The organism is Streptomyces sp. NPDC060366 (assembly GCF_042725135.1).
Lineage (GTDB): Bacteria > Actinomycetota > Actinomycetes > Streptomycetales > Streptomycetaceae > Streptomyces.
In genome coordinates this window covers 1-23,880 of record NZ_JBHXDC010000024.1, presented here as the reverse complement: position 1 = coordinate 23,880, position 23,880 = coordinate 1, and the positions used below count along the sequence as shown (strand labels likewise).

The following is a 23,880-nucleotide window of genomic DNA, read 5'->3' as shown; positions in this document are numbered from 1 at the left end:
GGTTCGGCGGCCCGACATCAGGAACCCCCGCCGTAGCCGAGTTCGATGGCGAGGCGGTAGAAGTCCTCCCGGGCCTTGAAGGAGGGCTTGTTCTCGTCGTACTGGGTGACGACCTTGCCTTCAACGGAGGCCCGGGTGTGGACCTTGTAACGCCTTATGACGGCCTTCAGGCTCGGCCACCCCTGCGCTTCGATGTACGCGCGGGTGTCTTCGAGGTCTAGCAACCCGTCCCGCGGGTCCCAGTTGTTGATCAGGACGTTGTAGGGGAGCCCGGTGGGTTCGATGACCTTCTGAATGGTCCGGGCGGTCGGGTCGAGCGCAAGGCCTTCGGGTGGCATCGGGATGATGACGTCGTGGGCGTACTTCAGGGCCTCGAGGAGGAGGTTCTCGTCTTGGAGGCTTCCGGGGGTGTCGATGAAGACGTGCTGAAGTGTCTTTGATGCCTTGATGACGTCGGCGACCACGGCGGCCAGGTTGAGGGTGACGGTGGTCTTGCCGACGCCGCCCTTCTGGTTGGCGATGACGTGGACTCGGGCGCCGGTCTCTTTCAGGATCGCCAGATTTGCTGGCGTTTCGTGTTCCTGGGAGAAGTCGAAGGGGAGGTTCGTGATCCTGTTCGCCCACCAGACGGTTGATGCCTGTGGGTCGATGGATACGACGTGTACTGATGCCGTCATGAGTGCTCCGTATGCTTTCCCGCGGGTTCCGGTACTTCGGGCAGGGAGCATCATTCCAGACGGCTTCGGAGGGTCCGCAGGGCGTGCCGGGCTTTCACTCGTATGAGGTGGGTCTGCTGGTTTACCGCGGTAAACCAGACCGGATGTCAGGCCGGGGCGTGCTGGCGGGTGACCTGGTTGAGCATGCGGCGTTCGACGGCGGCCTGGTACGCGTCGTGGGCTTCGTGCGGCTCCAGGTGGTCGTTGGCGGCTTGCCAGTTGAGGACGGCTGCCCAGCAGTCGGCGTCCATCACGTGAACGTCGGCGTGGAGGAGGCAGGCGGTGGGGGATTGGACGGGGATGGCGGTGGTGGTGGGTGCGGTCAAGGCGGGGCTCCGTTCAGGCGGTGATGCGCAGGATGGGTATGCCGGCGGCTGTGACGCGTCGGATGGCGTCGGCGGTGCCGTGTGAGTCGTGGGGTCGTTTCTGTCGGCAGGTGGGCCGGGTGCAGGGGCTGATGCAGGCGACGCACAGGTCGGGCTTGAGGTCGACCATGGTCTGGTTGCGGCGGTGGCCGGCCATGGGGCAGTAGGTGGTACCGCGGCGGGGCCGCCGGTGGCCGGGCGGGCAGCTGGGGGCGCAGGGGCCTTCCCAGTCCGCTTCGTGCGGGTCGCGGGGGACGTTGTTTCCGAGGGCCCAGAGGTCGGCGAGTTCGTCGGCGCCTTCGGCTGTTCCGTGGGTGACGAGGATGCCGTCGTAGCCGTTCTGGAGGGCGTCGTGCCAGACCTCGAGGAGGGTGTCGGCAAGGCGCTGTGAGTCGGGCCAAGACCTCGAGCCGGTGATGAGAATCCGGGCCAAGTTCGGCGGGGTGCTCATGCGGCACCGAAGAGTCGTACGGGTTCGCGTCCGGCACGGTCGGCCGCAGCTCGGGCGCGTGCGGCCTGGAGGCTCGCTTCGAGGCTGTCGGCCGGCTGCTTCTCGGCGAGGTGGTCGGCCGCGGCAACGGCGTCGGTGAACGCGGTCTCGGGTTCGCGGCGGTCGCGCAGGGCCTGGTTCTGCCGGTCGACCGCGGCAGCAACGTACGGGTTGGCGGGCCGGTCGGGATCGCCGCGGTGTTCGCGGTGGGCCTGGAGGGTGCGCTGGTAGCCGGGGGAGGCGGTGTCGCGGGTGATGACGGGCCCAGTCTCCTGCGGCGGCTCCTGGACGTCCTGGGGTGCGTCAGGGGCCGTGATGGCGCCGACGGGCAGGACACGGATGGACCGGACGACTCCCCGGCCCAGCTTCTTGTTCAGCTCCGCTGCCAGTTGCCCGCCGAGGAGACGGAGCTGCGTGGCGGCCGGGTAGGAGCCGGGGCGGAGGTCGAGCCGGCCGCGGCCCGCGTCGAACGCAACAGGCTGCGTGGTGTCGCGGAACACCTCTGGGCAGATGGTGGCCCACCGGTCGAGAATGCTGCCGCCGTCGAGAGCGACACCCCACTCGTAGTCGACGTTGAGTCCGGCGAGGACGGCGCCGAAGCCGACCGGGTCGCGTCCGTTGGTGCGGTCGGTGCGGGTGCGGCGGGGCTTCTTCCGCGCGGGCGCGCCGGGGTTGTGCTTGGCGGTGGCCTTGTACTGGGCGAGGGCTTGGCGGGCAAGGTCCCGGCCGGACGCGGGCTGCATGTGGGGCTGGTCAGACATAGCTGGCTTCCTTCCGGGCCGTGAACTGGGCGTCCTTGCGGATGGCGTGGATGACGAGGCGCTCGCCGTACAGGTCGATCGCGTCGTCGGGGTCGTCGGCGTAGTGGGCAGCAACGTCGGGCCAGGCGTTCCAGTCAAGGCGGGCCCGGAGGCGGTCTTCGTCGGTGCGCTCCGGCTCGGTGCTCTCGGAGACCGTGAGGAGCTTCGCGAGACTGGCCCGGTCCTGCCAGGTGCTGCTGGTGCGGCGCTCCTCGTCAGCGGCCAGCTGTGCGGCGACAGAAGCCTGCTCGGCAAGAGCGGTGCGGATGTAGTTCGCGGGCTGCTTCGGCCGCCAGCCGAGGCACATGCCGCTGAGTTCGGCGGCGATCTGGTCGCCGTCGAGGCCGCGGTCGATAAACGGGCGCAGCACGAATCCGAGACGGCGGAGCTTCTCCGTCTGGGTCCAGTTGACGAGGGCCCGGACACGGCGGGCGATGCGGATGTCCTGCGCTACCTGGAGAGGGCTGCGGCGGGGCGTCTGGCTGTTGCTGCTGGTTTTGGTGCGGGGGGCGGAGTCGGTTCGGCGGCTCGCGCACTTGCGCGAGGTGTAGTTAAAACCACTCTCTACCTGAACTGAACCACTCTCTTTAACCATGGTGAGGGAAGGGGGCGCACAAGATCCAGAACCGGGGTTGTCCACAGGGGAGTTATCCACAGGTTCGGGGGCCGTCGCCGGGGTGGTCTGGGTGCCTCGCATGTCGGTGACGACACGCGCGTTGTAGCCGGTGCCGATGACCGTGCGCCCCATGGCCCGGTCGTACGCGGCGGGAATCGTGGCCGCGTACACGGTGGCGGTGGCGGCGTATCCGCTCATGCCGAGGGCGCGGCGAACGTTGGTCTTGGTGCCGTGAACGACCCATGCGAGGGCCCCGAGTTCGCGCAGGAACGCGACGTGCCGCTTGACGGTGGACTTGTCGACGCGGAGGCGTGAGGCGGTCTCTTCGAGGCAGTACCGGGCGTGGCCGGTGGTGTAGTCCATGCGTGCCCCGAGGTCTTGTGCGATGGCGAGCGTGGTGGCGTTCGCGCGTGGGTGCAGGCCGGCTGCGATCAGCCATTCCACGGCGCGAAGCCACCGACGCGGGCCGGTTTGCCGCGAGGCGGTGTGCTGGACCTCTTGGGCAGCACCTCGGGCGGGTTCGGCCTGCTGGTCACTGTCGCACAGGTGTTCGAGTGTGTCATGTGTGGGGCTGTCAGGCCGGTGCTCGGTCTGGCACGGGATGCCACCGGTGGTGGGGGATTTACTTCGCGAATCGCCCGGTTGGGGAGCGGGAAGCTGACAAGACTGGGTTGCGTACGGCACTATGTACCTGCCTCCTTGAGGGCATGCAAAAGCCCCTCGTGGTGGTGATGTGGTTCGCTCAGAACCTGAATTACTCCGGACTTCCGGAGCCTTGGACTGGTCGCCAAACCGGTCCGTGGGATACGGCCGCATACGGTGCGCCAACACCAGCGGCCAGCGGTAGAGGAAAGCGCCCCCGCCAAGGGGCCCAGGACCTCCCGCTGAAGGTCGCTACGTCACCTGATCTCCCTTACTGGGTGAGGTCTGCCGTGACTCAGCCGCCACGGAAATCTGGGAGCGCTGACGGAGAACGTTCATCTCCCCCGCTCGCTCGCGGGCCGCTGCCTGCCTCTCGGCCAGGACGGCGCCGGAAGCGATCCGCTGCGCCGTGTCAGCCACGCAGTCGATGCAGCAGAGTTCAGAGGACCGCTCCGGGTTGTCGCCCTTCGGTGTACCGACAGGGGAGAACCACATGCGGGTCTCCGTGTAGGTGACGGCCCCGATGACGGGGCCTCGGTCACACTGGCAGTAGTCGACGGCGTTAGCGACAGGTCGCAATGCCGGGGCTTGTGCGGGCGGTTGGAGGAGAAGGAGGTGCTCGCTCATCGGTCGCCTCCCGCCTTACGGCGGTCCTCAAGGCGGGTGACACCAAGGGCCTTGTGCTCCGCCCGGTCAGCAGCCGCCAAGAGAGCCATGGCAAGCCGGCGGGCATCGAGGGGAGACATGCACACGAAGTCCAGTTGCCGCTCCCAGTCGTAAGACACGTAGGGATCCGGCTGTGCGATGTAGACGCAGTCGCGGGTCTCCGAGTCGTCAACGCTGCGTACGATCCACATCGGTGGCCGCGCAGCGAAGGGCGCCTCCTGTGCGATCCGCCACTCATGCCCCGCCATGCTGTGCTCGGGCGGGTTGATGACGTCAGCCTTGGGGCGTTCCGCGCTGTCAGCGATTGCGACCAGGTTGCGCAGCTCCTTGCGGATGGCGCCCAGAGTGAGACCGTCGGCCGGGAGTTCGGCCGCCGTGCTCATCGTGTGGTTGAGGTAGTGGTGACAGGGCCCGTGTGCGTCGGCGGTGTGATCGTCACGCCGGTGTCGCGGGTCCCACTGTCCGAAGGGGGAGCCCCTTGGGTATTCTTCGCCATGTCGGCACCTTCGTAGGAGATGAGTGTCGGCCCGGCCCCGCTCCTAAGGTGTGCTACCACCGACGGATCAAGCGGGGCCGTTCCAATGTCTTGGTGTCGCCGGGCGGACCATCCATCTGAGTGGTCGTCTGGCGCCAGGCTCAGCCTATCAATTCGAGCCGCCACTGTCGTCATCTTGAGCGCATCGTGTCGGATCACCTGACTTGTCATCACTTCTCCTGTTCATCGCACGCCCGTACGGACCCTGGTCGTGTCCTATAAAAACTCACACCAAATAACGTGATCTTGCTCGTCTGGCCGGTCCCCCTCACGAGGCCCTGGCCAGCGGAAACGTGACCCCGGTTTGTCCCCCCGCCACCATGGCGACAACAACGGGGCCCTCCCCGGCGGCGGGTTGGGGGTCGTCCTCTCGGGCTTCGGAACGACGCCCGGCCCGCGCGACGGCAGACGCGCGTTTGCACGCCGTGCAACGGCAACCCTGGTTGATGTACCGGTACTCGTCGTGCGGGGCGGCATCCTGACGGAGCTTCTTACCGATGTCGCGGGCCTCCTTCAACGCCGTGGCGAACGCGGGGTCGTTGCGTGCGTGGCGTTGGGCGATGTTGACGCTGACGCCGGTGGCTGACGCGGCTTCGGCAAGGCGCATGCCGCTGGCGACGGCGGTCAGGTAGGCGGTGCGGGCGGTGTTGTCGAAGTAGGCGCGACGGCTCACGGGTGCCCACCGCCCCACGTGCTGGTGTCCCAGTCGGCGCCGTCGAACCCGTCTGTCACACGGTCGTGCTCCGACTCGGCCGCGACGGGCGCTGTGGTGTTCGCGGTGCGTACGGCGAGACGGCCCATGCCCCGGTAACCCGCCTCGTACAACGCGGCCTTGAGGCGGGCGATGCCCTCCGCCGTCCAGTCGGGCCGCACGGCGTGCTTCCCCGCCCGGTACCCCACCGCCACCGCGAGCTCCCACACCCGGCGCACCGTGTCCGGGTCGTCGTCCGGAAACGTCAACTCCGGCAGCTTCGCGGGCCGGGACACCACGTCCAGCATTCCGGCCGCGATGTGCCCGGCAATGACCTCGCCCGACGTGGTGCAGCGCTCGGTCAGGGCCTGGTCGACGTCGGCCGCCGACAAGCCCGCTGGGCTCGCAGGGACTGAAGGGACCGAAGCAGGGAGTTCGGGTGTAGTCGTCACGAGTGGGTCCCCTTGCTCTTTCGCCCGCTGTACCAGGGCAACGCCAGGCCGTCGTTCTCAGAGCGGGGCACGAGGTGCAGATGCAGGTGGAACACGGACTGCGTGGCGTATACACCTCGGCTAGTGATGAGGTTGGCGTGCGCCAAGTCCAGGTCGCGGCAGAGTTGCGCTGCCCTCCGCGCGATCGCCCCGGATACGTCGGGGCTGTCCGCAAAGTCGGCGACGTGGGTCTTGGGAATCACGAGAGTGTGCCCGTCGACCACGGGGTTCAGAGGGACGATCGCGAAAGCGTCGGACCACTCGTCCACGAACGTGGCGGGCGCGCGACCGGTGTTGATCTCGCAGAACGGGCAGGGGGCTTCGGGTGTGGTGGTCATGCTGCGTGCTCCAGAACGGTCGTCGTGGTCGGGGCAGGGCGTTGTCGCCGGGGCAGGCGCCCCAGACGGGCGGGGGCGGGATCGGGCAGCAGGGGCTGCTCCCACCGGGCGCCCGTGCGGGGGCGGGGGATCACCACCCGCAGGACCGGGGGTGTGCGGTGCAGGACCATGTCGCGGAGGCCGGGCAGCACCAGCTGCACGCGGCGCCGACGGCCCTCGATCCTGCGCTGTCTTGCACCGTCCACCGTCGGCGCGGCAGCGAACGGCCACGGGCCGTCAGGCCACCGGGTGGAGGGGCGGATACGGGTACTGCGCGGCAGCAGGCCCTGTTCCACCGCCGCGGCGAGCATCTGATCCCGGGTCGCGGTCTCCCTGTTCAGGCCCAGCAGGGTGACCAGGGCACTGCGGTGCCAGTTCGCGGTGCGAACGTCCATGTCGGCCCGGTACGCGACCAGCTCGGCATCCGTCTCCCTCGCCAGCGCGCGGAGTACGGCGAGCTTCTGCGGGGTGCGGGCCTCCGTCATGTCCCGCCCCGGCGCCGTCACCGCAGCGCGGCGGGCGATCAGCGCACGATGCCGGGACAGGGCCAGCTCCCCGCCCCACACGCCCTCCGGCTCCACCAGGTGCCCGTCCACGGTCTCCGAGTTCGCGTACGCCGCACACTCGGTACGGACCGGGCACCAGCCGCATATCCGCAGGGCGGCCCGCTCACGGCCGATCCGCACCTTCTGCGGCTCTGGAATGTCACCCGTGTACGGGGCCCACGCGTCCACGCTCACGTCGGGGTCGCCGGCCGACCGGGACGGGTCCTGCTCGTCGGGGCCGCAGCCCCGGTACTTGTACAGCGGATGGTCCGTCAGCGCCTCACGGGCGTACCTGGGTTCCATGGGTCAGCTCCCTTCGTTCGGGTCGCGGTTGGGTGCGTACAGGGCGAGGGCCCGGTCGATCTCGCGTGCCGCGGCGGCGAGCACGTCGTGCTGAGCCCGTGCGGCCTGGAGACGGTCGTGCAGGGCCTGGTTGTCGCGGGACCGCATCGCCTCCGCCACCCGGGACGACGCCTTCTCCGCAGCCAGGGCACGCCCCAGCGCGCGCAGCCGGAACACCGCGGCAACGGACAGGGTGATGAGCAAGGTGGCGGACACCACCGTGATCCAGAACATGGGCCCACCTCCAAGTGGTTGCCGGGTCAGAGTCGGTTGGCCTGTTCCAGGGCCGCACGGTCCGCCTCGCGGGCGGCGGTCGTGTTGTGCGGGAACACCTCCGCGTCGAACCCGCGGCGGCGTACGCGGCGGCCGTGGATCGCGGGCCAGATGAAGCCCGCCATCAGCAGCACGGCCAAGAACAGGGACAGCAGGACATCGCCCATGACGGGCTCCCTTCAGGGGTGGAGAGCAGTCCGGCCGGCACCCAAGGCGGGGCCGGCCGGTCGTACAGGACAGTGCGGGTCAGGCGGCGCCCCTCTGCTCGTTGGCGGCCTTCAGCTCCGCGAACCGGTTGTCGAGCAGCGTGCGGAACGGCATCCACTCCCGGCCCGGCGGCGGACCCTGCACCTCCGCGTCGAGAACCTGATGCTTCTCCGCGTCCTTCTTGATCTGCGACAGAGCCAGCGGGTTGTTCCAGCAGTTCGGATCCGCGACCTGCCCCATAAGCCGGTTCACGTGCCCGGCCCGTACCGCGTCGGACACGTCCAGCTGCGGCGCTTCGGACGCCTGTGGGGAACCCGCTTCGGCAGCGACCTGCGCGGCCACCTCCGGGGCCTCCTGCGCCTTCGCCTCCTCCTGCTTGGCCGCCTCGCCCCGCAGGAACGTGCCACGGGCCACCAGGAGCTCGCCCAGCGTCGTCGTACCGCCCGGCCCCTCCACCTCCGCGTTCAGCAGCCCGTCGGCCTTCGCCTCTACGTGCATCGCCGCCAGGGCGCTCACGTTGTTCCACACGACGGGCTTCCGTACGCGCTCCATGTAGCTGTCCGCCGGGGACCGCTGGCCCACCGGGTGGTCGCGGTCGCCGTCGTCCAGCGAACCCGCATCCACGGGGATCATGAACGTCTGAAGCAGCGCGTACTTCAGCGCTGCGGACATGGCCTTGTTCGACGCCTTGTCCGCGACGTCCGACGCCTCGCCCAGCGTGGTTGTGGTGACCTTGTCTCCGGCCGGGCCGTAGAAGTGGAACGCGACCCGCATGTGGACGGCGTTCATCTTGCCGCGCACCGAGGTTTCGAAGTCCAGGACCTCCGGCATCATGAACACGCCGTGGTCACGGAGCGGCTGGGCGAGGACGCCGATGAAGTCGTCGACGCCGCGGAAACTGTAGTTCTGCGCCTGGTTGCGCCCGTTCTTGCCGACGTTCTTGACGTCGCTCATCACGCGCGACATCAGGATGTAGACGTTCGGCTGGTCCTGGTTTTGGGTGTGCTGGGTGGGGCCCTCCGCCGTGACGCTGGCGGGGGCCTCAATGGCGTCAGCCATGAGGTCTCTCCTATGGGGTTGTGACTGTGTGCGGCGGGTGGCGGTCCTGGTGTCGGCGTCCGGGTCGCCGCCACCCGCGAGGGGCGGTTAGCCGGCCGTGCCGGTCTCCGCGTCGTCGGCGTACGGGCCGAGGCCGTAGTGCTCGTAGAGGATGGCGGCGGCCACGGTCGACACGTACAGGCCGGGATGGGCCCCCGACTCCCGCAGGTCACGGCACTTCGCGGACGTGTTCGCCTGTAGGCCGGAGTCAGGGCTCGTGTTCAGAACGACGGTCTCTTCCTTCGTTCCCCACGCCTTGCGCTCCGGCGTCAGCACCGCGAACTCCCCGGCCAGGAACCGGGCGAAGCCGTCGTCCACGATGTGCGTGATGTTCTCGCCGCCGGCCTTGGCCTTCTTCTTGATCAGGTCCCGGAAGGTCTTCGGCATCTTGATCGGCAGGTTCACTCCCGACTCCCACGCCCGTCCGAGAAGTGCACGGTGCGCAGGGGTCAGGGTGCTGTCGACAAGCTTCGCGAGGGCGGGCTCATCGATAGTGCGCAGCTTCTCGGCGGCGGCACGAATGCCGGCCATGGTCTGCTCGTCTTTGCGGCTCAAAGCCACGGGGCGGGGTCCTCTCGGCGAGCGCCGATCGGACCGGGGACGGCCGACCGGGCGCGTGGGGGTGTTGGCCATACCAGTGTCCTCCATTCGGTAGGGGGATAGCCATACGGGGTGTACGGCTGTGGTGGGGGTGGTGCGGTGGTTGTGGGGACCACTCTACACCTTCCGTATTGTCAACACCATACCGAACGGCTATGGTGGGACACACACCAACCAGCGGGGGCAGCAATGAAGGTCACGAAGCGTCAGGCCAGCACCAAGACCGAAGCCGACCTCGCCCGCGCCATCACCCGCAAGCACGCCGTCACCATCACCTACCTCGACGACAACGGCGAACAGACCCTCCGCACCATCGAGCCGTACGACCTGCGCACCACCGCAAGCGGCAAGATCCGCGTCCACGCCATGTGCCGACTGCGCGGCGAAGGCAGGGCCTTCGACATCCGACGCATCGTCTCCTACACCTGCCACCGGATCGCGTTCGTCCTCGAACGCCCCGCCCCCACAACGGTCATGCCGCCCGCGCCGACCCGCAGCGTGGCCGCCCTGATCGCCTTCGAGATCAACCGCGACATCATCGCCGCCGCTTACCGCACCCGCACTACTCTCGCCGCCTAGGAGGCACCAATGAACATGAACTTCCCCCCGGAGCAGACCCTCGCCGCCCTGGACGAGGCCACGTACCCCACCGCCGAAACCGGCCTGTTGGGAGAGGACTACGACCGTGGACGCGCGTGGGCCAGGGGCCAAGCCCGCAGGCTCATGTACCAGACCTCGATGCTCGGCACGCCCGCGGAGAACCTCGCCGTCACCGCCAAGGTCCTGCGGGAATGGCTCGCCGCGGGACACGACGACGAAGGCAGCACGCTCTACATCGAGGGCGTCAAGCGCGGCCAGCGGATCCTCAGCGACATCCTCGACGGCGACTACACCGAAGTCGTTGACGCCATCTCCGACGCCGCCCTGCGTACGGAGGACCTGTACGAGCAGGCCAAGCAGGTCTGACCCCACGCGGATGAGCGCTGCCCCGATGCGCGATGAGACGGCGCTCATCCACTTCAAACTTGCCCGCGACGCCGACTACCAGCCCCGCGTCACCCTTGCCGCCTGACCAAGGAGACCCGACCATGATTCGTCTCGATGATCTGAACATCCGGTGGACTGGCACCGACAGCACCACTCCGGACGGGCACGTCCTCGTCCTTGGCACCGACCGGCTGGGTTCCCTTCGCGTCTGTCTGTACGTCGGGGCCGCCCCGTCCGACGACCACTTCCGGGGCTCACTTCTGATCCCGCCGGACGGCCACCAGCAAGCGCACATGCCCGCACGAACGACCGCCTACGGACCGACCGGAGCCTGGGTCACCAGCATCGGCGACCAGACCAGCATGCTTGCCCGGCTCGCCAACGCCTGACCACCTGCCCGTCGTACAGCGACAACTGAAGAGCCACCGCATGACGAAGCCCACCGCCCCAAATCGGGTGGTGGGCTCTCAAGCACACTGAACACGCACGCGAATCGTAACCCAAGAACTCGCCGCCCTGCTACGGGGCCTGACGAAACCGCACACTTGAACCCATGAGCCGCAGCCGAGCACACCAGGAACCCCTCGCCGATGTCACCGCCCCACGGCCACCCACCATCCGCTGCCGCACCTGCAAACGGCCGTTGACCGACGCCATATCGCGTTCGCGGCGGCTCGGGCCGGAGTGTGATCCCGACCGGCAAGGCGCCCACCAACGGCACGACATCGACCAAGACCCGCTCCCCGGCACCTGAGTCACCCCGGCGGCCCCTCCAACGGCGTCACGGTCACCGAGCGGCGCAACTGCTCCATCCGCATCGGCAACGGGCGCCACCCCTCCCGCCCCGACATCACAAAGTTCAGCGCCGTCATCCCCCGCGCATACGCCATCCGCAACCCCTGCGCAGCGATCGTCACCCCCGCCGGCCCCGCCTTCGTCGGGACCAACGTCACCCACAACGGCGGCTGCGTCGACCGCGACGTCAACGGCGGCCCCTCCAACGAGCCCCGCACCCGCAACCAGTGCCGCAACGCCGCCCTGGACGCCGGACGCAGCGCGTACCACTCCTCCTCCGCCGGTGGCCCCAACTCCTCCACCGCCGCCAACACCCTCTGCCGGGTGAACTCCGACCGCTGATCCAGGCGGCCCAACATCACCTCCTTCACCGACGACGGATGCACCTCCGCCAACGCGGCGATCTCCTCATACCGGTTCGGCGCGCCCTTCTGCTGCTGCCGGCGCACCCTCACCGCCCGCTCACCCGCAGCAATATCCGTCAACCGCATTGCCGCCAACTCCCCCGACCTCGGCGCCGCATCCAGAACCACCGCCACCAACGCCAGCAACCGGGTGCGGTCCTCGTACGACAACGCCGTCCCGTCCCGCTCCAGCGGGCCCGCCGCGGCCATCTCCACGAGCTTCCAGTACAGGGAGTCCACCCGGTCCGGTTCCACCGTGTCCTTCAGCTCCACTTCCGGTACGGAAGGCAGCCACACCCGGCGCTCCGGAACGACCTCGCGCGCCATGATGGCCAGGCAGTCCCGCACGATCCGCAGCGACGCCACCGGCATCAACGTACCGACGTCCTTGTCCCAGTGCCGCAGTTCCCCGGCCGCCGCGAGGTCCCAGAAGATTTCCAGGACGGGGCGGGTGAAGAACTGCTGGGCCCGGCGTAGCGACCGGCCGCCCATCTCGTGCCGGATGACGGCCCGGTCCCACATGCCGACGACCATCCGCAGCTGCCGCATCCTCTCCCCGGACACCTCACCGGCCAGCTGGTCCACGACCACCCCCAACTGCCGTACGGAAGCCGCCTCGTACCGTCTCGGGCTCACGGGCATCTCCTGCCGGTTGTCATCACGTCAGTCCTGCCGAGGCATTGTCGTCCCAGCCCTCGTCGCGCTGCATGTACCCAAGCATGGAACGGCTGTGCCGTGCCCAGCCTCCCTGGTCGGCAATGGCCACCGCATCCTTTCCTCTCTTCCGGCCGGTCGAGGCCAGCCCGGAGCGCAGCGAGTGCCCGGTCCATTTCACCGGGATGCCGGCGCGGGCGGCGATCCGCTTGATGGCCTCGGTCACGCCGTCCGGCCCGAGCGGGCCGCGGATGTTGCCGTGCTGGTCAATCCAGTGGAACGCAGAGTCCGTTGGGGAGCTGTGCGCGCTCCCGCCGTGGGCGACGAGAGCTTCCCGGTACGCGATCCACGCGCGGACAGGGCAGATGGCCAGGTCGGACGCGTAGGGGATCTTCGGGCTGCGGACGCTGTGCTTCGTCTTCCCGGTGAGAACGGAGATGACGAGCCCCTTGGGGCGTACGGCAACGTCAGCGTTCAGCAGGCCGGCGGGCTCGGAGGCGCGGGAGGCGTAGTGGAACCCGGTGAGGATCAGGGCGAGGTCGCGGCGCCCTTCGAGACTGGTGTCGCACGCCGCGGCGATGGCATACAGGCCGTCCGGGTCAGCGGCCACGGCCTGGCCGCGCCCGCGCCGCTCCTTGGCCTTGATGAGCTTGACCTCCAGACCGTCCAGGGCGACGCGCGCCTCGGCGGCATCGTCCTTAGTGACCGGGCAGGGTGCGCCAGCGCGGCCGACCGCCTTCGGGTTCCGCAGGCCGACGATCGCGGCGTCCAAGTGGAGGCGCGCGCTGGCCGGCGCGTACCCCAACACCCCGCCGGGGCCCGGCCTTTGGCGTCCTTCGCGCAGCAGCCACGCGACGTACGCGACGAGGGCGCCACGGGAGCCTTCGGTCGTGGGGAAGCGCTGTGCGGCACAGAAGCGTTCCCACACCCGCCAGGACTTGGTGTACGTGTCGTCGGTGTTCGCGGGCCGGATCTCGGCGGCCACCGCGTCGGCAAGGTCTTCGGCCTGGGCGAGGCGGGCGGCTGCCTCGACGCCGTGACGTTCGGCCCAGCGGGTAACGAGCGCCGTACGGGCGTCGGTGACGGGCTCGGGTTCGCGGCCTGCGGCCGGTTCGATGTCGTTCACGTGTGCTGTCCTGACGTCCGTGCGTTACCTCGGATAAGGAGAGGTTATCCCAGGTGAGACGCAACGGTCCGTCAGGAAACGGCGGGGCCTGCCACTTCTTCGCTGTGCGCGATCCTAAGGATTCTGGCTCCGTGCGAGGATTACGCCTCGGTGGGGACCGGGCGAGCCGCAGCGACCGGACGGGGGAGCTTCGACTTCGCGGTCGACTTGAGCCGACGACGCCGTCGCCCGGCGTCGTCATCGTCGTCATCCCGGTGGCGCCACCACAAGAAGCCCGTGACGGCTGCGAACGGCGCAGCGATGGCGATCCCCGCCCACAACAGCATCGCGGCGCACACCATGGCGCAGATGGACCAGCACATGAACATCGACTTGAAAGCGGTCTTCTTCGCCAGAAGCTTCATCTGGCAGAGGAGTTGGGAGCCGAACTGAACCACGCCGAGCACGAGGACAATGGCGAGGTAGGTCCCGTGGAAGTCCATGCACCCAGAGTGTCACAGCATCCAAGGTCGCAGAGTTCCCGCCCAACATTCCCCCGGCTCAGTTGTACCGGGAGTCGGCCATCACCATGGCGTTCTTGACGCCTCTGCACGGCCACGACTCACCAGGGCACTCCGCGCACATCCGGGTCGGTCCGGTCGCTCGGGGCGTGCGAAGCGAGCTGCGGGGCCGCGACACCGAGCGCCCACCTCTCACCCTCAGGCAGGCTCCGGTCGGTGCTTCCCGCCCGGTGCACGGCCTGGTCATACGCGGCGAGGGCCTGGTGCAGCTCGTCAGAAGTCATGACGGGAGCCTACGGGGCCGGTCCGACAACTCCCGCTGCCAGTGCGGAAGTCAGGCGGCAGCTCCCTCCGGTGCTCGAACACAGGAGGGACCCATGGGCGCCGCCTGACTTCCTGACCGAGACCCCCTGCTCTAACCAGGAGGACCTCGGCCATGCCGAAGTCTATGCGCGCCCGATCACACCCGAGCCCGGTAGAACCCCACGTGCGAGCGGGACGCGGTCGGACCCTGCTGCCCCTGATACCGCGACCCCAGCCCCGCCGACCCGTACGGGAACTCCGCCGGCCCCGAGAGCTGGAAGAAGCAGAGTTGCCCGATCTTCATGCCCGGCCAGAGGAGCAGGGGCAAAGGCGCCACGTTGCTGAGCTCCAGCGTGACGTGCCCGGTGAACCCGGGGTCGATGAACCCCGCGGTCGAGTGCGTGACGAGCCCGAGGCGCCCGAGACTCGACTTCCCCTCCAGGCGGGCCGCGAGAACGTCGGGCAGCGACACCTCTTCCAGGGTGGTGGCGAGGACGAACTCCCCGGGGTGCAGCACGAACGGGTCGTCACCATCGGGTTCCACGAGGCGTGTGAGGTCGCCCTGGTCGGCGGAGGGGTCGATGCACGCCATGCGGTGGTTCTCGAAGACGCGGAAGGATCGTCCGAGGCGTACGTCGATGCTTGCGGGCTGGATGAGGGTGTCGTCGTGGGGGGTGATGCCGAGGCGGCCGGTGGTGATGTGGGCGCGGATGTCCGTGTCGGAGAGGAGCACGATCCGATCGTAAGCAGGGCGGGGCCGGGACATTCCCCCGCTCACGCGATCGTTCTTGAACAACCCCCTTGACGCCCCATCAAGGAGCTGTATCTTGGAGTCATGACCAAGAACGAACTCCCCCGCCTCATCCCCACCGGAACCTGCTGGTGCGGCTGCGGCACCGAAGTCGGAATCGGCAGCTTCTTCGCACGCGGCCACGACAAGGTCGCCGAAGCCGCCCTCCTCGCCGCCGAGTACGGCGGATCCGTACCCCAGTTGCTCCACAAGCACGGCTACGGCCCCGGCCACTCCATCTCCGCTGCCGCTGTCGACAGCGGCGCCTGGGCGAAGTGCCCGAAGTGCACGTACGTCGGAGCGCCGGCCAGCATCCGCAACCACTCCAAGACCCACGGGAAGTGAGGAGCCCGACCATGGCCAAGCCGACGAAGGTGTACGGCGTCTGGGAGCCCGTGAAGACCGAGCCCGCCAACGGGGTGGCGTGGATGGAGTGGTGGCCGTCGATGCGCGCCGCCCACCAGTCCATGCGCAACCGGATCCCCCAAGGCTTCGGGCTGCCGAACGTGGACCCGGCACGCCACGTCACCCGGCCCGACCGGGACGACGCCCAGTGGTACGGGAGCGAAGACCAGTGCGTCATCTTCCTGTACGAGACGCCCGACTCCGACCAGCCGTACGCGACGCTGGAGTTCGGACCGCGAGGCGGCATCCGCCAGCGCGACCTCACCACCGCAGGAGCCTGACATGGGGCAGCAGATCATCCGGCAACCAGACGGGAAGCTCGCCGTGTTCTCAAGCATCACGGACACGTTCATCGTCGTCGACGCCACCCCGGAGGAACTTGTCGAGTGGCGAGCCGAAGAGGCGGCCGAGCGGGCACGCGAGCAGACGAGGAAGGAACTGGAGAAGGTGCTCGCTGGCAACTCGCATGTCGTCTATCGCCAGTCTGCGATGACGTGGGAGGAAGCCATGCAGTCCGACCGCGAGCACGGCGGGGACTTGTAGGAACACCGCGCAACGCACTGTCCTCGATCAAGGTGAAGTTGATCGAGGACAGTGGCGCGTCAAGAGTACCTAACCTCACGCTGCTGCCTTTTGGTGGTGAACCCGCAGGTCAGAGGCTTGGCGTAGCGCCGGAGCGGAGCGCTCCAGATGAGCAAGATCACGTTATTTGGTGTGAGTTTTTATAGGACACGAGCCCTCCCCGGCTCACGACCTCAGCAGGTCCACCACCGGCGCCGCCATGACCTCGAACCCCGCATCCGACAGATGCACCGAGTCCGAACCAGCCGCGCCCGTCCCCGCGTTTGTCCCCCACAGGCCCTGGCCGTTCCAGAACTCCCAGCTGTTCCGGCCGATCGTCCACCAGTTCACGACCGCCGCCCCGTGCGCATCCGCGAGCGACCGCAACCGGGCCGCGTACTCCGCATACCGGGCCGTCGAACCGGTGTGCTTCCCGTAGTGCGGCAGGCCGATCACAATGTCCGTCGCCCCCACGGACGCCCCCGTGTCGCGTACGCCCTTCAGCCACGCCGCGAGGTTGTCGACCCACACGTCCGGCAGCACGTCGCTGGACGCGTCGTTCGGCCCGGCCGTGTAGATGCACAGGTCCGCCGGGTACGACACGCCGCCGTTCCACGTCGCGTTGAGAGCCGACTCCGGGAGCGTCGCGTACGAGCCCGACCCGGCACCCGCACGCGCCAAGTTGTGCACGATCACCCCGGACGCGTTCTCCCCCGAAACCCCCGCAACCGTCAGATACTGGCCCGTCGTCGTCGTGCCGCACGTCAGGACCACCGTGTGATTCCCCGCCGTAAGGCCGGTGACCGTGGTGACCTGTACGGCCGCCGACCCTGCCGGGACCGTCACCGTCACCGCGCTCGCACCGTCGATCGCGTACGTGAAACTCGGTCTCGTGCCACCGGAGATCGTGAAGATCCGCACCGTCGCCCCGCGCACCACGTACGTCATCGTCGCGCCCGCAGCCTCCGTATACACGCCGGTGATGCCCGGCCCGTAGCGGTTCGCCGACAGCGACCACGTGCCGGTCTGCCCGACGATCGCCCCTGCCGACTGCCACGCCGCAAGGGCCGTCGCATCGCCCGACGCCAGGACTGTTGAGGACATGGACGACGACTTGAACCCGCCGCCACCATCCCCGAACTCCGCCTGAAGCGCTGCACGCACAACGCCCGGCCACGACGCGGTGTGCGGATTCGACGCGTAGAACCCCTGCGTCGCGCTGCCTCCCAGGGTCACGATCCGCGCCAGCCCGGTGCCCGCCACAGCCTGCGCGCGGGCCGCACGCCAATGCTCACCCCACCCCGCCGGCACGTACACGCCCTTCGCATCCGGGGCGCTCGCGTCCACCGCCAGCCCGTACGACGCCAGGGCGGCCACCACCGACGCCAGGGTGCTGCTCGTCGTCGACCCGGTGACAGTCTGCTGCCCGACCGGGGGCTCCTCGAAGAAGCCGATCTGGTTGGCGTCGGGGTCGATGACGTGCCGGGTCGTCCCGTACAGCCCGGACACGAACTCGCGCTTCCCGGCATGCTGAACGTTCAGGGCATCAGCGGAGTACCGGTCGTACGACCGCTGCGTCCCGTCGTAGTCCGGCCCGCTCCAGTTGGACACGATCAGGTCGGCGCCCGTCGCCTCCAAGTCCAGGGCGCCACCGCCGCGGCGGAAGCGGTAGCCCTTGCCGTCGCCGTGGACGGACAGGTCAGCGTCGACAACGTTCACCGGGCCGGTGAAGTCCGCGCCCGCCTTGTCGGCCTTCAGCGGCAGCGCGTCCTCCACCCCGTCAAGGCGCGTATCGAGCGGGCTCACCGCGGCGGTTGCCGTGCCGGCGGGGTCGGCGCCCACGTCTGCCGCGTCCAGGACGACAACACCCTGCTGCCCGTTGACCGACGTCACCAAGTTCGTGGCCGGGTCACCGGGCTCACCCTGCGGACCTTCCGGCCCCATGGCGCCGTCAGCTCCCGGGGCTCCTGGGGAACCGTCCGCTCCGTCGGCACCCGGAGGCCCCTGGGGTCCGGTCTCTCCGGTCTCGCCCTGCGGGCCCGCTTCGCCATCGGCACCTGCCGCGCCGGCGGTGCCCTGAGCTCCAGCCGGGCCGGGTTCTCCTGCCGGTCCCGCGGGGCCAGTCTCGCCCGGAGCGCCATCAGCGCCGTCCGTACCGTCGACGCCCGGCTCGCCCTGGGGTCCTGGTGCTCCGTCACTGCCCGCCGGGCCGGCCGGCCCGGTCGCGCCCGCAGGGCCAGGCACGTACACCACCGCGTCCGGCTCGCCCGGAGGTGTGCCCGGCAGGACAACCCGCAGATCCCCCATCCACCATTCGGTGTCGCCCTCCGGCACCACGATATGCGTCAGGTTCGGAACGCCCACCAGAGTGCGGCCCTCCGTCACCGCCCACAACGTGTCCCCGGCCACCGAAGCGACAAGGGCGTTCGGTACCAGGTCCAGCTCCCACGCCCCGTCCTCATCCGGGCGGGTCACAGACCGCTGAACAATCTCCCCCTCCATCGAGGACACGTAGCCCAGCACCTGCTCGCCGGCCGTGTTGACGAGCGTCGCTGACACCTCCACCCGCGTCGGAGACGCCACTCCGATCAACTCACCGCGCACCACCGCCATGTCAGACTCCAGTCCGGTTGTATTCGGTGATCCGGTCCGGCGGCGCCGGGGGCTCGATCCGGTGAATCCGCATCTGCGTCGTCAAGTCGGTGACGTACCCGGCAAACGCCCCGACGAGGGAACGAAGCGACCGAAGCTCGGACTTGGTCTCGCGAAGCTCCGCTTTCGTCTCGGTGATCTCACCCTGCATGTCGTCCCGAATCGCCTGGAAGGCCGCCAGGTCAGCGGCTCGCTGATTCGGCTCAGCTTGCGCTCGGGCCGCAGCCCGGGTTGCGTCAGCAGTGGCATCGGCCGCCGCCCTTGTGGCGCGGGCCGCAAACAGGCCGGCAAGAACCATGCCGACCGTACCGAAGGCTGCCACCAACCCAGCCAAGATGCTCACGATGGCGCCTTGCCTTTCCTTGTGCGCCTCGGTGGTGGGGGGACCGAATGCTCGGGCACCGCGGACGCCCACAAAATGACCCCGACGTGCGAGGTGAGGTACCAGAGTGCGACGAACCCGCCGCGGGAGTATTCGCCGCTGACTGCGGCGGATGTGTAGGCGATCGCCCACACGGTGGGGGGAATGAGGGCGGCGACGAACCCCCACTTGTCTCTGCCGATCCTCAGGAATGCGGAGCTGAGGGTAATCATCCCGGCGATGATCCACAGCCAGGACCAGTGCCTCAGTGAGCAGAACGTCGTGAGGAGCTGAAGGCCGTCCGGGCTGGGTGGGTCGACGAGGAACGAAACTCCCCAGCAGGTCTTCCCAATCCCGATGATGGCCAGGAACACGCCGCGGCGGCCCAGGTGCCGGGTGAGCCACCGGGCCGCCACGCACACGTCAGACGCCCCGTACGGCGGACGCCTTGACCGGGCTGGACTTCTCCAGCCGGGTCTCCGCGACCGGGGCCGTCACCTCGCGCCGTTCGACGACCGCGAGGACCGCCGACACGAACGCCATCCACCCGGCCTGCTGCTCCGTGCTCATGTCCAGTCCGAAGCCCACGAACAAGGCCAGAGCTGCGGATGAGAACTGGAGCAGGGCCGCGTACACGGCACCGTTCTTCAGAACGACGGCGGACGCGACCGCGACCGCGCAGGCGAGGAACGCGTTGATGAGGGTCTGCTGCGTCTCGGAGACGTTGACGCCATTGCCCGCGAGGAGCTTGAGGAACACCGCGACAGCGCCGAGGACGACGACAGGTTCCCGACCGAAAAGCTTCATGTTGATCTCCTTGTGAGGGTGGGGCGTTGAGGGTTCAGAGGAGCTTGGGAATCTTGAGAAGTTCCCAGGTCTTGGGGCCGGGGATGCCGTCGGCGTCTCCGGCGAGCTCGGGCTTGGAGCGCTGAAAGTCCTGGACGTTGCGCTTGTCGGCGTTCGTCCATGACGGACCGGGCCCGCTGCTGTAGTGCCTGCCGAAACCGAGGGCCACGAGGCGCCGCCCGAGCGCGGTGATGATCGGGCTGGTGCGGCCGGTGTGGAAGTACGAGGCGCCGGGGAACGGCTCATACACCGGCTTCGCCGGCGCGGCCGCGCCGGGCAGCTTGATGATCTGCCCGAGATCCAGCTCGTCCGGGTCCGCCAGCTTGTTCAGCTTCACGAGCGCGGCGACGGTCGTCTTGTACTTCTTCGCGATCGACGTCAGGGTGTCGCCGTCTACGACCTTGTGCTCCTTCGCGGCAGGAGCCGGAGGCTTCGGCGGGGTCGTGCTGCCACCACCGGGTCGCGGGGCGCCCTTCTTGACCCACTCGTACAGCGGGCCGCCGGGGCAGGCGGTCGCGTAGCCGTCGCGGTGGCCCTTGATCTCCGAGCCCGCGCCGTTCTTCCGCAGCAGCTCGATGCCGTCGCGGATCGCGGAGAGCATCGCGTCGGTGGGCTCGGTCAGGCCAGACGATCCGACCAGGCCGAGGATCGCGTAGTGCCCCTGGTTGAGCGTCTGGTTGCCGTTGGCGCCGGTTCGCTTCCGGAGGCCCCGGCCCTCCATCAGGTAGCCGTGCGGGCAGGCCGCGTAGTTGTAGGCGACATCGCTGTAGCCCTCGGCCTTGTTCGCAAGGTGGGACTTCCGGATGGCCTTCCACTCTGCGAGGCAGGCGGCGTGATCCGTCAGCAGCTTCGTACTGACGGCGGTCCCCTCGTAGTGGACCTTCACGCCCTTGGCGGTCGCCTGCGAGGGTGCGGCCGAGGCGGGCCAGCCGAGTTCGGACCGGGTGATGAGCTTCATGGGGTGACTCCGTCTTTTCGGGGCTGAATGACGTCTGCGTCGTCGCGCAGCGCAAGGTAGGTGGACAAGCGCATGCGGCCGTCTCCGTGGTCCCCCCAGGAGGAACCCCAAGATTGACGAAAACGCAGGACGGTGTGTTCGGGCATCAGTACGCCGTCATTGAGGGCGATGGCCTCGAGCGCGGTGACGCACACCTCGTGGCCGCCCTCGAGCGGGGAGTCTGCCCACTCCGGGTCAGTGTCGATGAAGCCGTCTCGGTCGGGCTCGCTGAAAGCGGCGTGCCACCTTGTCCCAAGAAGTACCGGTCCGGATTGGAGGAGCGCGCACAACTCGAGGGCGGTGGTCGCGTGCCCGTATTGGTCGACCAGGCCGCGGGCGTGCAGGGCCTTGGCGACACCGAGGCCGGAGGATCCGACGTCGTCCGTAGGCCACGCTTCCTGGCGCCACTGGTCCCGCTGGGAGGCGTCTGCGTACAGGCCGATCGCGAAGTGTTCGGCCGCAGCAGCGTTGTCGGTGTCGAGACCGGCGGCGGTTGCCTGGTCCTTCGTCAGGAGGACGGAGAGGAGGGCCGCGCCGGCGTTGCCGGTGCAGGAGCTGAGGGCATCCAGGTCGTCGACCAGGCCGTACGCCTGGGAGGTGTAGATGCCCTGGGAGCGCAGGTTCTGCTGGTCGAGGACGGGGATACGGGGTTCCCACTCGGTGGCCCGCAGTGGTTCCCCGGAGTACGGCCGCCGGTAGGCGAGGCTGCGCGGGTCCAGCACGAGATGCCGACCGAGGTGTTCCGGGGTCTCGTACATGCGAACGGTGAGATCGGTGGGCACTTGCCCGCGCTCCGTGACTCCCCGCGCCCAGAGCTGACGTCGTGTGCTGCTCCGGCCGGTGGCCGGGTGGCAGTCCCTCGGGGCGGTGCGGGGCGGAGGGTCGCCCTACTGATCAGCGTACGGGTCGTTGGGGCTGGTGTTGCCCCCGGTTTCCTGCTGGCCGGTCAAGAGCCGGGGGCGGGCGCGGGGGTGAGGCGGCGGATCGTGAGAAGGCAGTACGCCTGATCGACCCGCAGCGTCTCCCCGGGAAGAGGAGTAGTGCGGAAAGCCGCGGCTTGAAGGACGACCATCGCCCGGTGGCCGGCGGGCCAGTCCGGCGGCACTTCCCACAGAGCGTCGGTGATCATCGGCATGTGGTGGCGGGTCGGGTCCACGTTGTCCGCCGTCCACGGGGCGATCTGCGTCCACGGCCGCTTCGCCACGGGGATCGCGGGCTGGAGGTCGATGTCGTACACCCACAGGTGCCAGCCGGCGCCGACGTTCTTCCCGGTGTCGTTCGTGACTTGCATGCGGGCGGTGACGTCGAGAATGTCCCCTGGGTTGGCCAGTACGGGTGCGCGGAGGACGGTGCGCATGGTGGTTGAGGTGGCGACAGGCAGCGTGGTTGTCGCGGGTTCGTCTGTCTGGACGAGACGTTCCGTGAGCAGGGGGCCTGTGGTGGTGGTGAGCATGGGGTGCCTTCCGGTGAGTGCTGGGCTGACGCTGCCCCTCAGTCGGTGAAGAACTGATAGCCGTTGAGGCTGATGTACCCGTTGCCGGTGGAGAGGTAGGTGATGGCGCCGGAACTCAGGTTGCTGATGGTGATGGTGCCGGTGGTGTTGATGTTCACGGAGATGGAGCCGCCGGTGGAGCCGCCGACGAAGGCGTTCTGTTGCACAGTGGTGGTGGGGCGGTAGCCCACGGGAAGCGTTGCGACGACTTCGCCGGTGGTGGCGGTGGTGGACGCGGTGCGGTTGATGAGGTCTCGGAGGAAGACGCTGCCGTCGGGCATGCGCCGGTAGCGCCCGGATCCAAATGCGCCGCCGTACCCGGCCCAGCCAGTGTTGGTGCTGAGGGTGGACCAGGTGGCGTCTTTGGTGATCTGCCCGGAAACGGTGACGTCGGCGGCGCCGAGGGTTCCGCCGATGGTGGCGTTGCCGGTGGTGCTCAAGCTGGGCGCGCTGACCGCCCCGGCTGCCGTGATGGCGCCGGCGGCCGAGACGGCGAACTTGTCGACCCCGTCGACTTGGCCTCGGAAGAGATTTCCCGTGTGACCGGTCGCGGCGTTCAGAAACAGACCAGAGTTCGCGGAGGCAGGTGGGTCGATACTGAGACGGGCTGCGCCGACACGGCAGAGTCCGGTTTGGATCTGCACCACTGCGTTCGCGCTCGTGTTTTCAGTGTCGATGTAACCGAGCTGAGCGAAGACGGGGCCGGCGAAGACCAGGCCGCCGAGCGCAGTTGTCACGTTGGACTCTCGTACGCGTCGGACCCGCCAGAAGCTCCCGTCCGGCCCGTTTGAGCGGCCCATGTACATGAGCCACCGCCAGTCGGATATCGCCCCGTCAGCGAACGGGCCACTGGAGATGTTCAGGGCAGGTCGCCCGTCCTCGCCTGACCCGTTGATGACGCCCGCAGTTTCGCCACCGGGCTCGATGAAGGCAATCAGCGGGAGTTCGTCGGTGGGGTCGACAAGGATTTTCCAGTCGGTGGCCGAGGTCGCTTCGACCCTGCCGCCTTCAATGTCGACGGTTCCACCAGCCCCGTCGTCGCTGTGGAATTCTGCGCCGTTGATGATGCCGCCGGTGATGGTCTTACCGGTGATCGCATCCGCCTTCAGGGCGGTCGCGTCTACTGAGCCGACGTCCAGCTTCGCCGTGGTGATCGCGTTGGCGAAGACCTTCGGCGTGGTGATGCTGCCGTCGGCGATGAGCGTTTCGGTGATCTCCCCGATGCCTATCTCCCCGGCGACGGGGCGGGGCGCGTACGGGCCGACCGTGTCCGTCGGAGTGGACGCGGCCCCGCTGGTGTTGCGGGCCACGAGGCGCACGTACTGCGGGACTGTGGCGGGGATGTACGCGATGCCGCCCTGCGCGGTCTCGATCGTCGCGACCAGAGTGTCGGCGGTGGGGGTGAAGTCGTCGCCGGGTGCGGCGTGCACCTCAACACGCGACCAGTCCATGGGGATGATCGCCCCGTCGGCGAACGTGCCGTCCCACCCTGCGGCAATCCCTCCGAGCGCGGGGGCGACAGTCGGCGTCGCCGGTGAGGGCGGGGGGCCGCC

At 68.7% G+C, this 23,880-nt stretch carries 33 protein-coding genes; 7 read left to right on the top strand and 26 right to left on the bottom strand.

Annotation, left to right across the window (positions count from 1 at the left end):
* Positions 1-17: 17 nt before the first annotated feature.
* The 14 genes from ACFWHU_RS34460 to ACFWHU_RS34395 all read right to left on the bottom strand — a co-directional run bounded on the left by ACFWHU_RS34460 (position 18) and on the right by ACFWHU_RS34395 (position 9,385).
* A complete protein-coding gene (locus ACFWHU_RS34460; RefSeq protein ID WP_387229868.1) occupies positions 18-677 on the bottom strand; it encodes a ParA family protein in 660 nt (219 codons plus the stop codon).
* A gap of 146 nt (positions 678-823) precedes the next feature.
* Positions 824-1,042, bottom strand: coding sequence for a hypothetical protein (locus ACFWHU_RS34455; protein ID WP_387229866.1), 219 nt, complete (start codon positions 1,040-1,042; stop codon positions 824-826).
* Positions 1,043-1,055: 13 nt separating this feature from the next.
* Complete coding sequence (locus ACFWHU_RS34450) at positions 1,056-1,532, bottom strand: SLOG family protein (RefSeq protein ID WP_387229864.1); 477 nt, start codon at positions 1,530-1,532, stop codon at positions 1,056-1,058.
* Positions 1,529-2,332 carry a DciA family protein gene (locus ACFWHU_RS34445; protein WP_387229862.1) on the bottom strand — a complete coding sequence of 268 codons (804 nt, stop codon included), beginning with the start codon at positions 2,330-2,332 and terminating at the stop codon, positions 1,529-1,531. Before ACFWHU_RS34445 ends, ACFWHU_RS34450 begins: the two co-directional genes overlap by 4 nt.
* Complete coding sequence (locus tag ACFWHU_RS34440; protein WP_387229860.1) at positions 2,325-3,431, bottom strand: cell wall protein; 1,107 nt, start codon at positions 3,429-3,431, stop codon at positions 2,325-2,327. Before ACFWHU_RS34440 ends, ACFWHU_RS34445 begins: the two co-directional genes overlap by 8 nt.
* An 821-nt stretch (positions 3,432-4,252) precedes the next feature.
* Positions 4,253-4,678, bottom strand: a complete 426-nt coding sequence (locus tag ACFWHU_RS34435) for a hypothetical protein (RefSeq protein ID WP_387229858.1) — start codon at positions 4,676-4,678, stop codon at positions 4,253-4,255.
* Between the two features lie 420 nt (positions 4,679-5,098).
* Positions 5,099-5,503 (bottom strand): hypothetical protein, encoded by a 405-nt coding sequence (locus tag ACFWHU_RS34430; RefSeq protein ID WP_387229856.1) that lies wholly within the window; start codon positions 5,501-5,503, stop codon positions 5,099-5,101.
* On the bottom strand, positions 5,500-5,913 hold the full coding sequence (locus tag ACFWHU_RS34425; protein ID WP_387229854.1) for a hypothetical protein: 414 nt from the start codon (positions 5,911-5,913) through the stop codon (positions 5,500-5,502). Before ACFWHU_RS34425 ends, ACFWHU_RS34430 begins: the two co-directional genes overlap by 4 nt.
* A 56-nt stretch (positions 5,914-5,969) precedes the next feature.
* A complete protein-coding gene (locus ACFWHU_RS34420; RefSeq protein ID WP_387229852.1) occupies positions 5,970-6,350 on the bottom strand; it encodes an HIT family protein in 381 nt (126 codons plus the stop codon).
* Positions 6,347-7,237, bottom strand: a complete 891-nt coding sequence (locus ACFWHU_RS34415) for a WhiB family transcriptional regulator (protein ID WP_387229850.1) — start codon at positions 7,235-7,237, stop codon at positions 6,347-6,349. The genes ACFWHU_RS34420 and ACFWHU_RS34415 overlap by 4 nt, the downstream gene beginning before the upstream one ends.
* Positions 7,238-7,240: 3 nt before the next feature.
* Entirely contained in the window at positions 7,241-7,510 is a 270-nt protein-coding gene (locus tag ACFWHU_RS34410) for a hypothetical protein (protein ID WP_387229848.1), read from the bottom strand.
* Positions 7,511-7,536: 26 nt separating this feature from the next.
* The gene (locus tag ACFWHU_RS34405) at positions 7,537-7,716 is read right to left on the bottom strand and encodes a hypothetical protein (protein ID WP_387229846.1); all 180 of its coding nucleotides are present in this window, start codon (positions 7,714-7,716) and stop codon (positions 7,537-7,539) included.
* A gap of 79 nt (positions 7,717-7,795) precedes the next feature.
* Positions 7,796-8,815 carry an ERF family protein gene (locus ACFWHU_RS34400; protein ID WP_387229844.1) on the bottom strand — a complete coding sequence of 340 codons (1,020 nt, stop codon included), beginning with the start codon at positions 8,813-8,815 and terminating at the stop codon, positions 7,796-7,798.
* A gap of 87 nt (positions 8,816-8,902) precedes the next feature.
* The gene (locus ACFWHU_RS34395) at positions 8,903-9,385 is read right to left on the bottom strand and encodes a hypothetical protein (RefSeq protein ID WP_387229842.1); all 483 of its coding nucleotides are present in this window, start codon (positions 9,383-9,385) and stop codon (positions 8,903-8,905) included.
* A 258-nt stretch (positions 9,386-9,643) separates the two neighbouring features.
* Between ACFWHU_RS34395 and ACFWHU_RS34390 the strand changes: the two genes are divergently transcribed.
* From ACFWHU_RS34390 to ACFWHU_RS34375, 4 genes are all read left to right on the top strand, one after another.
* Entirely contained in the window at positions 9,644-10,033 is a 390-nt protein-coding gene (locus ACFWHU_RS34390) for a WYL domain-containing protein (protein ID WP_387229840.1), read from the top strand.
* A gap of 9 nt (positions 10,034-10,042) precedes the next feature.
* Positions 10,043-10,420 (top strand): hypothetical protein, encoded by a 378-nt coding sequence (locus tag ACFWHU_RS34385; protein ID WP_387229838.1) that lies wholly within the window; start codon positions 10,043-10,045, stop codon positions 10,418-10,420.
* A 122-nt stretch (positions 10,421-10,542) separates the two neighbouring features.
* Entirely contained in the window at positions 10,543-10,830 is a 288-nt protein-coding gene (locus ACFWHU_RS34380; RefSeq protein WP_387229836.1) for a hypothetical protein, read from the top strand.
* A 164-nt stretch (positions 10,831-10,994) separates the two neighbouring features.
* Positions 10,995-11,195 (top strand): DUF6011 domain-containing protein, encoded by a 201-nt coding sequence (locus tag ACFWHU_RS34375; protein ID WP_387229834.1) that lies wholly within the window; start codon positions 10,995-10,997, stop codon positions 11,193-11,195.
* A 1-nt stretch (position 11,196) separates the two neighbouring features.
* Here ACFWHU_RS34375 and ACFWHU_RS34370 read toward each other — a convergent pair whose 3' ends face one another.
* The 5 genes from ACFWHU_RS34370 to dcd all read right to left on the bottom strand — a co-directional run bounded on the left by ACFWHU_RS34370 (position 11,197) and on the right by dcd (position 14,956).
* Positions 11,197-12,276 (bottom strand): hypothetical protein, encoded by a 1,080-nt coding sequence (locus ACFWHU_RS34370; RefSeq protein ID WP_387229832.1) that lies wholly within the window; start codon positions 12,274-12,276, stop codon positions 11,197-11,199.
* A gap of 22 nt (positions 12,277-12,298) precedes the next feature.
* Positions 12,299-13,420: a tyrosine-type recombinase/integrase gene (locus ACFWHU_RS34365; RefSeq protein ID WP_387229831.1), complete on the bottom strand. Its 1,122-nt coding sequence runs from the start codon at positions 13,418-13,420 to the stop codon at positions 12,299-12,301.
* A 140-nt stretch (positions 13,421-13,560) separates the two neighbouring features.
* On the bottom strand, positions 13,561-13,902 hold the full coding sequence (locus tag ACFWHU_RS34360) for a hypothetical protein (RefSeq protein ID WP_387229829.1): 342 nt from the start codon (positions 13,900-13,902) through the stop codon (positions 13,561-13,563).
* Positions 13,903-14,021: 119 nt separating this feature from the next.
* A complete protein-coding gene (locus ACFWHU_RS34355; RefSeq protein ID WP_387229827.1) occupies positions 14,022-14,204 on the bottom strand; it encodes a hypothetical protein in 183 nt (60 codons plus the stop codon).
* A 176-nt stretch (positions 14,205-14,380) separates the two neighbouring features.
* Positions 14,381-14,956: a dCTP deaminase gene (gene dcd / locus ACFWHU_RS34350; RefSeq protein WP_387229825.1), complete on the bottom strand. Its 576-nt coding sequence runs from the start codon at positions 14,954-14,956 to the stop codon at positions 14,381-14,383.
* Positions 14,957-15,058: 102 nt separating this feature from the next.
* On the opposite strand from dcd, the gene ACFWHU_RS34345 reads away from it, so the two are divergent.
* The 3 genes from ACFWHU_RS34345 to ACFWHU_RS34335 are packed head-to-tail and all read left to right on the top strand — an operon-like array spanning position 15,059 to position 15,961.
* Complete coding sequence (locus tag ACFWHU_RS34345) at positions 15,059-15,358, top strand: hypothetical protein (RefSeq protein WP_387229823.1); 300 nt, start codon at positions 15,059-15,061, stop codon at positions 15,356-15,358.
* Between the two features lie 11 nt (positions 15,359-15,369).
* Positions 15,370-15,699 (top strand): hypothetical protein, encoded by a 330-nt coding sequence (locus tag ACFWHU_RS34340; protein WP_387229821.1) that lies wholly within the window; start codon positions 15,370-15,372, stop codon positions 15,697-15,699.
* 1 nt (position 15,700) lies between these two features.
* Positions 15,701-15,961 (top strand): hypothetical protein, encoded by a 261-nt coding sequence (locus ACFWHU_RS34335; RefSeq protein WP_387229819.1) that lies wholly within the window; start codon positions 15,701-15,703, stop codon positions 15,959-15,961.
* A 204-nt stretch (positions 15,962-16,165) separates the two neighbouring features.
* On the opposite strand, the gene ACFWHU_RS34330 is transcribed toward ACFWHU_RS34335, so the two are convergent.
* The 7 genes from ACFWHU_RS34330 to ACFWHU_RS34300 form a co-directional block, all read right to left on the bottom strand.
* Positions 16,166-17,923 carry a GDSL-type esterase/lipase family protein gene (locus ACFWHU_RS34330; protein WP_387229817.1) on the bottom strand — a complete coding sequence of 586 codons (1,758 nt, stop codon included), beginning with the start codon at positions 17,921-17,923 and terminating at the stop codon, positions 16,166-16,168.
* Between the two features lie 670 nt (positions 17,924-18,593).
* The gene (locus ACFWHU_RS34325; protein ID WP_387229815.1) at positions 18,594-18,974 is read right to left on the bottom strand and encodes a hypothetical protein; all 381 of its coding nucleotides are present in this window, start codon (positions 18,972-18,974) and stop codon (positions 18,594-18,596) included.
* A 441-nt stretch (positions 18,975-19,415) separates the two neighbouring features.
* Positions 19,416-19,799, bottom strand: coding sequence for a hypothetical protein (locus tag ACFWHU_RS34320; protein ID WP_387229813.1), 384 nt, complete (start codon positions 19,797-19,799; stop codon positions 19,416-19,418).
* A gap of 34 nt (positions 19,800-19,833) precedes the next feature.
* Complete coding sequence (locus ACFWHU_RS34315; protein WP_387229811.1) at positions 19,834-20,796, bottom strand: peptidoglycan-binding protein; 963 nt, start codon at positions 20,794-20,796, stop codon at positions 19,834-19,836.
* The gene (locus tag ACFWHU_RS34310) at positions 20,793-21,617 is read right to left on the bottom strand and encodes a hypothetical protein (RefSeq protein WP_387229809.1); all 825 of its coding nucleotides are present in this window, start codon (positions 21,615-21,617) and stop codon (positions 20,793-20,795) included. Before ACFWHU_RS34310 ends, ACFWHU_RS34315 begins: the two co-directional genes overlap by 4 nt.
* A 164-nt stretch (positions 21,618-21,781) precedes the next feature.
* On the bottom strand, positions 21,782-22,288 hold the full coding sequence (locus ACFWHU_RS34305) for a hypothetical protein (RefSeq protein WP_387229807.1): 507 nt from the start codon (positions 22,286-22,288) through the stop codon (positions 21,782-21,784).
* A gap of 38 nt (positions 22,289-22,326) precedes the next feature.
* On the bottom strand, positions 22,327-23,880 hold a 1,554-nt coding region (locus tag ACFWHU_RS34300; RefSeq protein ID WP_387229805.1), incomplete at its 5' end, for a hypothetical protein.

Excerpts from the sequence above, each read along its gene's own strand:
- ACFWHU_RS34460 (WP_387229868.1), bottom strand. The coding sequence starts at position 677 with ATGACGGCATCAGTACACGTCGTATCCATCGACCCACAGGCATCAACC.
- ACFWHU_RS34450 (WP_387229864.1), bottom strand. The coding sequence starts at position 1,532 with ATGAGCACCCCGCCGAACTTGGCCCGGATTCTCATCACCGGCTCGAGG.
- ACFWHU_RS34445 (WP_387229862.1), bottom strand. The coding sequence starts at position 2,332 with ATGTCTGACCAGCCCCACATGCAGCCCGCGTCCGGCCGGGACCTTGCC.
- ACFWHU_RS34435 (WP_387229858.1), bottom strand. The coding sequence starts at position 4,678 with ATGAGCACGGCGGCCGAACTCCCGGCCGACGGTCTCACTCTGGGCGCC.
- ACFWHU_RS34420 (WP_387229852.1), bottom strand. The coding sequence starts at position 6,350 with ATGACCACCACACCCGAAGCCCCCTGCCCGTTCTGCGAGATCAACACC.
- ACFWHU_RS34415 (WP_387229850.1), bottom strand. The coding sequence starts at position 7,237 with ATGGAACCCAGGTACGCCCGTGAGGCGCTGACGGACCATCCGCTGTAC.
- ACFWHU_RS34410 (WP_387229848.1), bottom strand. The coding sequence starts at position 7,510 with ATGTTCTGGATCACGGTGGTGTCCGCCACCTTGCTCATCACCCTGTCC.
- ACFWHU_RS34405 (WP_387229846.1), bottom strand. The coding sequence starts at position 7,716 with ATGGGCGATGTCCTGCTGTCCCTGTTCTTGGCCGTGCTGCTGATGGCG.
- ACFWHU_RS34400 (WP_387229844.1), bottom strand. The coding sequence starts at position 8,815 with ATGGCTGACGCCATTGAGGCCCCCGCCAGCGTCACGGCGGAGGGCCCC.
- ACFWHU_RS34395 (WP_387229842.1), bottom strand. The coding sequence starts at position 9,385 with ATGGCCGGCATTCGTGCCGCCGCCGAGAAGCTGCGCACTATCGATGAG.
- ACFWHU_RS34390 (WP_387229840.1), top strand. The coding sequence starts at position 9,644 with ATGAAGGTCACGAAGCGTCAGGCCAGCACCAAGACCGAAGCCGACCTC.
- ACFWHU_RS34385 (WP_387229838.1), top strand. The coding sequence starts at position 10,043 with ATGAACATGAACTTCCCCCCGGAGCAGACCCTCGCCGCCCTGGACGAG.
- ACFWHU_RS34380 (WP_387229836.1), top strand. The coding sequence starts at position 10,543 with ATGATTCGTCTCGATGATCTGAACATCCGGTGGACTGGCACCGACAGC.
- ACFWHU_RS34375 (WP_387229834.1), top strand. The coding sequence starts at position 10,995 with ATGAGCCGCAGCCGAGCACACCAGGAACCCCTCGCCGATGTCACCGCC.
- ACFWHU_RS34360 (WP_387229829.1), bottom strand. The coding sequence starts at position 13,902 with ATGGACTTCCACGGGACCTACCTCGCCATTGTCCTCGTGCTCGGCGTG.
- ACFWHU_RS34355 (WP_387229827.1), bottom strand. The coding sequence starts at position 14,204 with ATGACTTCTGACGAGCTGCACCAGGCCCTCGCCGCGTATGACCAGGCC.
- ACFWHU_RS34345 (WP_387229823.1), top strand. The coding sequence starts at position 15,059 with ATGACCAAGAACGAACTCCCCCGCCTCATCCCCACCGGAACCTGCTGG.
- ACFWHU_RS34340 (WP_387229821.1), top strand. The coding sequence starts at position 15,370 with ATGGCCAAGCCGACGAAGGTGTACGGCGTCTGGGAGCCCGTGAAGACC.
- ACFWHU_RS34335 (WP_387229819.1), top strand. The coding sequence starts at position 15,701 with ATGGGGCAGCAGATCATCCGGCAACCAGACGGGAAGCTCGCCGTGTTC.
- ACFWHU_RS34330 (WP_387229817.1), bottom strand. The coding sequence starts at position 17,923 with ATGGGGCCGGAAGGTCCGCAGGGTGAGCCCGGTGACCCGGCCACGAAC.
- ACFWHU_RS34320 (WP_387229813.1), bottom strand. The coding sequence starts at position 19,799 with ATGAAGCTTTTCGGTCGGGAACCTGTCGTCGTCCTCGGCGCTGTCGCG.
- ACFWHU_RS34315 (WP_387229811.1), bottom strand. The coding sequence starts at position 20,796 with ATGAAGCTCATCACCCGGTCCGAACTCGGCTGGCCCGCCTCGGCCGCA.
- ACFWHU_RS34305 (WP_387229807.1), bottom strand. The coding sequence starts at position 22,288 with ATGCTCACCACCACCACAGGCCCCCTGCTCACGGAACGTCTCGTCCAG.